5 protein-coding genes are annotated in these 6845 nt (G+C 61.2%); 1 reads left to right on the plus strand and 4 read right to left on the minus strand.

The window, feature by feature from the left end:
* Window positions 1-122: 122 nt before the first annotated feature.
* The 4 genes from AC1DU9_RS29115 to AC1DU9_RS29130 are packed head-to-tail and all read right to left on the minus strand — an operon-like array spanning window position 123 to window position 5498.
* On the minus strand, window positions 123-1478 hold the full coding sequence (locus tag AC1DU9_RS29115) for an HlyD family type I secretion periplasmic adaptor subunit (RefSeq protein WP_223462138.1): 1356 nt from the start codon (window positions 1476-1478) through the stop codon (window positions 123-125).
* Window positions 1479-1487: 9 nt separating this feature from the next.
* Window positions 1488-3647: a type I secretion system permease/ATPase gene (locus AC1DU9_RS29120; protein ID WP_223462141.1), complete on the minus strand. Its 2160-nt coding sequence runs from the start codon at window positions 3645-3647 to the stop codon at window positions 1488-1490.
* A 16-nt stretch (window positions 3648-3663) separates the two neighbouring features.
* A complete protein-coding gene (locus AC1DU9_RS29125; RefSeq protein ID WP_223462143.1) occupies window positions 3664-5028 on the minus strand; it encodes a TolC family outer membrane protein in 1365 nt (454 codons plus the stop codon).
* A gap of 56 nt (window positions 5029-5084) precedes the next feature.
* A complete protein-coding gene (locus tag AC1DU9_RS29130; protein WP_223462145.1) occupies window positions 5085-5498 on the minus strand; it encodes a hypothetical protein in 414 nt (137 codons plus the stop codon).
* 118 nt (window positions 5499-5616) lie between these two features.
* On the opposite strand from AC1DU9_RS29130, the gene AC1DU9_RS29135 reads away from it, so the two are divergent.
* Window positions 5617-6845 (plus strand): retention module-containing protein (locus tag AC1DU9_RS29135; protein ID WP_477811210.1); only part of this gene is annotated, 1229 nt, incomplete at its 3' end.

Genomic DNA, 6845 nt, shown 5'->3' on the forward strand with positions numbered 1-6845 from the left:
ATGCCCCCATGCCCCCATCGCGAGCAAGCTCGCTCCCACAGGTTTGCGTTCGACGCGGACACTGTGGGAGCGAGCTTGCTCGCGATGGCGGTAGTAAGATCACAGCAGATGTTTGAAGAAAACTACCTTTCCCGCATCGCCTCGGTCCGCGCCTTCAACACCGGTTTAAGCAAGTAATCGAGCACCGTTTTCTCCCCGGTAATGATGTCCACCGTCGCCACCATCCCCGGGATGATCAGTAGCGGTTTCACGTCCCCACCCAAATGGTTTTTGTCAGTGCGCACCTGAATCAGATAGAAGCTGTTGCCCTTGTCGTCGGTGATGGTGTCGGCGCCGATCAATTCCAGTTTGGCACTCAGGCCGCCGTAAATGGTGTAGTCGTAGGCACTGAACTTGACCATGGCTTTCTGGCCCGGATGCAGGAATGCAACGTCCTGTGGCCGCACCTTGGCTTCGATCAGCAGGTTGTCTTCCAGCGGCACGATTTCCACCATGTCGCTGCCGGGCTGGACCACGCCGCCGATGGTGTTGACCTTCAACACCTTGATGATGCCGTGAACCGGCGAGACCACGGTGGTACGGGTCACGCGGTCGTCGATGGCGATGCTCGATGCCGTGATTTTCGACAGGTCGGTGCGTTTCTCGTTCAGCTCTTTGGCGGCTTCGGAACGGAAGGTCTGTTCCGATTCGTCAATCTTGCTTTTGATCTCGTTGATCGCCGATTCGGCCCGGGGAATGGCCAGGGTGGTGGCGTTGAGCGAGCCGCGAATCTCCACTGCGCTGCGTTTGAGGCGCAGGATTTCCACCGGTGACACCGCACCCGTGCCCACCAGCGGTGTGGACATGTTCATTTCCTGTTGCAGCAGCGCCAGACTGGAGCTGAACTGCCCCTGTTTCGAGCGGAACTCCGCCAGCTCCTGGGTTTTTTGCCGAAGTTGCTCGGTCAGGGTGCGCTGTTCGCTGGCCAGTCGGCGTTGCCGCTGCTCGTACAGCGAGCGCTCGTCTTCAGCCACTTGCGGAGCTTTGGCGATCACTTCTTCCGACAGTTTGAACGGCCGGCCTTCGGCTTCGGCCGAAAGCCGTTCGACTTGTGCGGTCAAGGCATAGCGATCGGCTTCGCTTTCGCCCTTGTTCGACAGGTAGCGGGTGTCATCCAGGCGCAGCAAGGTGTCGCCCTTGTTCACCATTTGTCCTTCACGGACGAAAATTTCAGTGACGATACCGCCCTCCAGGTTCTGGATCACCTGGACCTTGCTCGACGGAATCGCCTTGCCTTCGCCCATGGTCACTTCCTGCAACACGGCGAATCTGGCCCAGACCAGTGCGCTGATCAGCAGCGCGGCCGCCAGCCACACGGTAATTCGCGACCAGCGCGGCGAGTCCTGCAACGACGCACCGGCGGTTTCCGGCATGAACTCGGTTTCGGCACTTTTGTTGAAGCTGTCGAAGTAGCCACGGGATCCCTGATCGGCAGACATGGACGACTCCTAGACGGCCGCAGAGCCGACACGGCCCTTGCGCAGTGCATCGATGACCGCTTCTTTCGGACCGTCGGCGACGATCCGTCCGTTGTCCAGCACCACCAACCGGTCCACCAGGCTCAGCATCGAGGTGCGGTGGGTCACCAGCAGGATGGTTTTGCCCTGGACCCAGCCGTGGAGTTTTTGCCGCAGGACGTCTTCGCTGCTGTTGTCCATGGCGCTGGTGGGTTCGTCGAGCAGCATGATGGGCGGGTCGAGCAACATGGCCCGGGCCATCAATACCGCCTGGCGCTGGCCGCCGGACAGCAATTGCCCGCGTTCGCCCACGGGCCGGTCGAAGCCTTGCGGGTGTTGCCGGGCCAGCTCGGTGACGCCGGTCATTTCCGCCACTTCGAGCATGCGTGAGTCGCTGATATAGCGCGCGCCGAGGGTCAGGTTGTCGCGCAGGCTGCCAGCCAGCAGCGGCAGGTCGTGGGCGACGTAACCGATTTGATGGCGCAGGTCGGCGACGTCCAGTTGTCGCAGGTCCAGGCCATCGAGCAGTAACTGGCCTTCATCCGGTTCGTAGAAGCCCATCACCAGTCGCGCCAGGGTGCTTTTGCCTGAGCCGCTGCGGCCGATGATGCCAATGCGCTCGCCGGGTTTCACACTGAAGCTGATGTTGCCCAGGGCAGGAGCACTCTGGCCGTTGTAGTGGAAGGTCACGCCGACAACATCCAGCGCGCCTTGCAGTTGGGTGCGCTCCAGCGGCCGTTGTCTGGCGTCGCGCTCCTGGGGCAGGCCCATCAGCGCGTCGGTGCTTTTCATGGTCAGTTGCGCTTGCTGGTAGCGGGTGATCAGGCCGGCGATCTGTCCCAGTGGCGCCAGCACCCGACTGCCGAGCATGTAGCTGGCCACCAGGGCACCGACGCTGAGGTTGCCGGCGATGATGCTGTAGACCCCGGCGACAATGGTCGCCATGCCGGACAGTTGCTGGATGAACAGCGTGCCATTGGTAGCCAGGGCCGAGAGGTTGCGCGCGTGGCTGTCGAGGCGGGTGAGGGCGCCGTGGGTGCTTTCCCATTTGTGCTGGCGTTCGCTTTCGGCGCTGCAGGCCTTGAGGGTTTCCAGGCCGCTGAGGGTTTCGATCAACAGTGCCTGGCGTTCGGCGCCGAGGCTGAGGCTCTTTTGTACGGTGTCGCGCAGGCGTATCTGGATCACCATGGCGAAGACGATGGTGATGGGGAACGCCAGTGTCGGAATCACCACCAGCCAGCCACCGAGCAGGCCGATCACCAGCAGCATCAGCAGGCAGAAGGGCAGATCGATCAGGCTGGTGAGGGTCACGGCGGTGAGAAATTCCCGCAGGCCCTGGAAGTCATGAATGCTTTGGGCGAAGCCACCGATGGTCGCCGGCCGCGCTTTCATCGCCATGCCGGTGATGCGCTCGAACAGAGTGGCCGACAGGATCACGTCGGTTTTCTTGCCGGCGGTATCCAGCAAGTGCGCGCGCACGACCCGCAGCACCAGCTCGAATGCGGTGCCGATCAGCAGACCGATGGCCAGCACCCACAAGGTCGAAGTAGCCTGGTTTGGCACCACGCGGTCGTAGGTTTGCATCACGAACAGCGGCACCATCAGCCCCAGCAGGTTGATCAGGAAACTCGCCAGGATCGCATCGCTGTACAGCCATTTCGACAGCTTCAGCGTATCGCGAAACCAGGCCTGCACCCGAGGCACCAGCGGCGAGCGCAAGTCTTCGAGTTCGTGGCGTGGCCGGGCAAACAATGCCTGGCCACTGTAGTGTTCGGCCAGCTCCTCAGGGCTGAGCCATTGTTCGCCGCCGTCGGCCTCGCTGGGCAGGATCAGCACCTTGCCGTCCTCGCCATAACGGCGCAGGACGGCCGTGCGGCCATTGTCGAGCAATAGCAGCACAGGCAGGTTGAGCGGGGAGATGTCTTTGAGGTCACGGCGCAGCAAGCGCGCCTGTAAACCGGCCCGGGCCGCTGCACGGGGCAGCAGGTCCAGGCTCAGGCGTTGGTGTGCCATGGGCAGCCCGGCACTCAGGCTGGCGCGACTGACCGTCGCGCCGTGGAGTTTGCAAAGGATCAGCAGACCGTCCAGAAGCGGGTCATCGAAGCTCAGGCGTGGATCGACACCGGTGTTGCCGGGTTCCATGCTGGTCATTGAACCCTCCCGGGCACTACTTCATTTCAGGTAGTCGAGCTTCGTTTTTCACTTCGGTCTGGGCGATCGCGTCGGCGGGCAGTACGACCCGTTGTTTGCTCAACAATTGGCCCATGTTCGCCAGGACTCGGTACATCGAAAACTCTTCGGTGTAGCGCACTTCGGTGTAGCGACGGTTGGCGTTGTAGAGTTCGTTTTCACTGTCGAGCAGGTCCAGCAGGGTCCGTTGACCGAGGCCGAACTGATCCTGATAGGCGATGCGTACGCGTTTGCTGGTGTCGGCGTATTCACGGGCGGTCGGGGTTTGTTTCTTGGCATTGACCATAGCGTTCCAGGCCAGGTGAATGTTCTCATTGAGCTGGCGCAGGGCATTGTTACGGATGTCCATGGCCTGGTTGATCTTGTGCGAGTCGGAGGCCAGGCGCGCTTTGTCGCTGCCGCCGCGGAACAGGTTGTAGTTCATGATCACGCCGACCCGCCATTCATTGTCGTGGCCTTCATCACCCTGCACGTTGTTGTTCGCGCCCACGGCGGCCTCGGCATCCAAGCGCGGGTAGAACGGCGACTTGGCGACTTCGTACTGGCTTTCGGCCGATTGCACGTCGGCCTGGGCGGATTTCAGGTAAGGGTTGTTTTCCACCATGCTCTGCTGGGCTTCGGGCAATGAGGTGGGGACTTCGCCGCGAATCGACGGCGGGGTTTCGAGTTCATCGGGCATACGCCCCACAACGGCATAGAAGTTTGATTCGGCATCAGCCAGATCGACTTCGGCGGTGTCGAGGTTGTTTTCTGCCAGTGCCCGGCGAGCCGCGGACTGGTCGGCATCGGCGTTGCTGCCCACGCCGCGCTGGGTGCGCAGGCCGATCTGGTCGTTGACCCGCAAGTGCGCTTGCAGGTTGTTCTTGGCCAGTGTCACCAGTTCGCGACGCTTGAGCACTTCGAGGTAAACCTCGGTGGTGCGCAGGGCCAGGTCCTGAGCCGTACCTTGAGCGTAATAGGCTCGTGAGTTGACCACGCCCTGGGTGCGCTGGACTTCATTGGCGGTGTTGAACCCGTCGAAGAGCATTTGCCGCAGGCGCAATTCCGACTGGGTGTAGTTCAAGGTTTCGGTGTTGTGCCCACTGGGGGTGAGCGCCCGGGTATTGGTGTTATCGCTGTACGCGCGCCCGTAGGCGGCGTTCAGATCAACAGCTGGATAAAAGCCCCCTTTGGCGACCTTCACGTCCTCATCCGCCGACAGACGGCTGTCCACCCGTGATGCCAGCTCCGGGTGGGTCGCGATGGTGCTCTGGATTGCCTCGGTCAGCGTCATGGCCTGAGCCTGGGACGAGCAGGCCATGGCCAAGAGAACCGCGCTGTAGAGGGGGGCTAATAGGCGCATGTTGCATCTCCCTGATTCCTGATGGTGCTTATCAGTCGCCAATTATTTGACGACATTTATAGGTAAAGTTGTTTCACATCTTTAACAAAAGAGCTAAGAACATTCTGGAGCGTAGCTAAGAAATTTTTTTCATAACGTGTATGCCAAAAAAAACTTATGCGCCCTGCAAAATCCAGCACATTGTTCAATGCGAAAGCCCTTGTTTTATGGGCGTTATGGCGCTTGTCGGGGTTTGAGGAAAGTTCCAATCCACTTATCGACATAGAGCGAAGAAGTGCTGGAGGGGAGGGACGCGAGCGATCTGGTGGCGACGGTTTTTTGTCACTTGAGTGGTTCAAGATCGTTACGCATTGCTCACAGGCAAGGTTGTTGCGAACAGGGATCCGATGCCATTGATTGCAGAGGGTTTTTCCCAAAATCGTAAACAGCGCCGTGAGCGACTGGCTGGGCGAGATCGTTGCCGGGGCCACGGCTTACTCACGTGAACCGGTACCTGGAACACGATCCGCCAGACAACCCGCTCGAGCCATGCGCACGTTCTTCGCACAAACAGGCTGCCGATAACGGTTGGCAGCGGAGGAAGTGCACATGGCTACGCTCATCGGTATCGTCAGTAAGGTCATCGGACAGGTGTTCGCGGTTGCGAGCGACGGCACCCGGCGCGCGCTGGTCGAGGGGGACCGGTTGTTCGCCGGCGACCAACTGAGCACCGGCGCCGAAGGCGCGGTGGCGGTGCATCTGCAAAATGGCCAGGAACTGACCCTCGGGCGCGGCAGCAGCATGCAGATGACCCCGCAGTTGCTCGCCAATCAGATTCCCCATGTGGAATCGTCTGAGGCGGTGACGCCGAGCGAAGCGCAGCTGACGGATGTCGAACGGCTGCAAAAAGCCATTGCGGTCGGCGACGACCCGACCCAGACCGCTGAAGCTACCGCTGCCGGGCCTGCCACGACTACCGGTGTACCGGGCGGCGTCCAGGGCAGTGGTCATGGTTTCGTCCTGCTCGAAGAAGTCGGCGGGCGAGTCGACCCGGTCATCGGCTTCCCCACTGCCGGTTTCAATGGCATTCCTGAGCTTCCGGAAGAACGCCTGAACGCTAATCCGGACATCGCTGTAGCGGCCGATGCTCCGGTGGTGCCGCCGGTGGTTCCGCAAGTGCCGAACAATCCGGTCACCTTCGACGGCCTGTCGGAGCAGAACGGCGAGCGGACCGTCAATGAAGCCAACCTGGCCGACGGTTCGGCGAGGAACGCAGACTCGCTGACGCGAAGCGGCACCTTCACCATCAATGCGCCCGACGGGCTGAGCAGCTTCAGCATCGGCGGGATCAACTTGATCAGCGGCGGTGTGGCGGCAGATTTCCCGCAGTCGATCACCTCCCCGCTGGGCAGCACCCTGACCGTCACCAGTTACGACCCGGCCACGGGCGTGGTCAGTTACAGTTACACCCTCAACCGTGCCGAATCCCACGCAAGCGGCGAGGGTGCCAATAGTCTTGCCGAACACGTCACCGTGGTGGCCATCGACAGCAATGGCGACAGCGCTACCGGTACGCTGGATATCAGCATCATCGACGACGTGCCCAAAGCGGTCGATGACAACAATGGCACCGCCTCGGAAACCCTGCTGACCCTCAACGGCAACGTGCTGAGCAACGACGTGCAAGGCGCCGACCGCGTGCCGCTCGGGGAAAACGCCGGCCCCATCACTCCCGGCACCTTCACCGGCACCTACGGCACTTTGGTGCTGAATGCCAACGGCACCTACACCTACACGTTGAATACCAGCGATGCGGATTTCATAGCCCTGCATGGCGG

Source organism: Pseudomonas sp. P4_C1, assembly GCF_056402155.1.

Bases quoted from the DNA above. Each gene is read 5' to 3' on its own strand.
- AC1DU9_RS29115 (WP_223462138.1), bottom strand. From the start codon at position 1,478: ATGTCTGCCGATCAGGGATCCCGTGGCTACTTCGACAGCTTCAACAAA.
- AC1DU9_RS29120 (WP_223462141.1), bottom strand. From the start codon at position 3,647: ATGACCAGCATGGAACCCGGCAACACCGGTGTCGATCCACGCCTGAGC.
- AC1DU9_RS29125 (WP_223462143.1), bottom strand. From the start codon at position 5,028: ATGCGCCTATTAGCCCCCCTCTACAGCGCGGTTCTCTTGGCCATGGCC.